This is a genomic window from Alcanivorax sp. HI0044 (assembly GCF_001634945.1).
Genome location: NZ_LWEZ01000015.1, coordinates 1 through 743 on the forward strand (window position 1 = coordinate 1; position 743 = coordinate 743).

1 protein-coding gene is annotated in these 743 nt (G+C 58.4%); it reads left to right on the forward strand.

Annotated features, from left to right (window positions below):
* Positions 1-743: GAF domain-containing protein (locus A3730_RS00220; protein ID WP_156500688.1), on the forward strand; the 743-nt coding region annotated here is incomplete at both ends.

A 743-nucleotide genomic window follows, 5' to 3' on the forward strand; every position in this document is an offset into this window, starting at 1 on the left:
GGGGGTATCAGTACCGGGGATCATTTCCCGCTGGGTGATACCTACTGTTCCACCGTGGTCAGCAAACAGGGGGCGGTGGCGTTGCACCATGTGGGCGAGCTGGCAGAGATGCGCTCGCATCCGGTGTATGTGGGCATGCAGCTGGAATCCTACATGGCCGTGCCGCTTTATGTGCAGGGCGAGATTTTTGGCACCCTCAATTTCAGCGATCCGGCACCCCGGAACGAGCCCTTCAGCATCGAAGAAATGGAGTTTCTGGAGTTGATGGGCAAATCCCTTGGTCAGGCGCTGGAGCAGGACCACCTGAACCAGCAGCGGCAATTGGCCGTCAGCAAGATGGAAGAGAACATGGCCCTGTTTGAGGGCGCGTTCCGGCACGCGGCCATTGGCATGGCCATCGTCTCCCCGCAAGGGGGCTGGATGCGGGTGAACCCGGCACTGTGCAACATTCTGGGCTATGACGAACAGACCTTGCTGGACAGTGACTTTCAGACCATTACCCACCCGGATGACCTGGAAAAGGACCTGCACCAGGTGCAGGCGCTGTTGGCAGGAAAGCGCAACAGTTACTGGATGAAGAAACGGTATTTTCACCAGGATGGGCATATTGTCTGGGTCTTGCTGGCAGTGTCCATTGTGCGTAACGCGGATGGCACGCCCCGGTATTTTCTCTCCCAGATTGAGGATGTGTCCGCCCAGGTCACCGCCGAACGGGCGTTGCGACAGAAGCAGGACGAACTGCA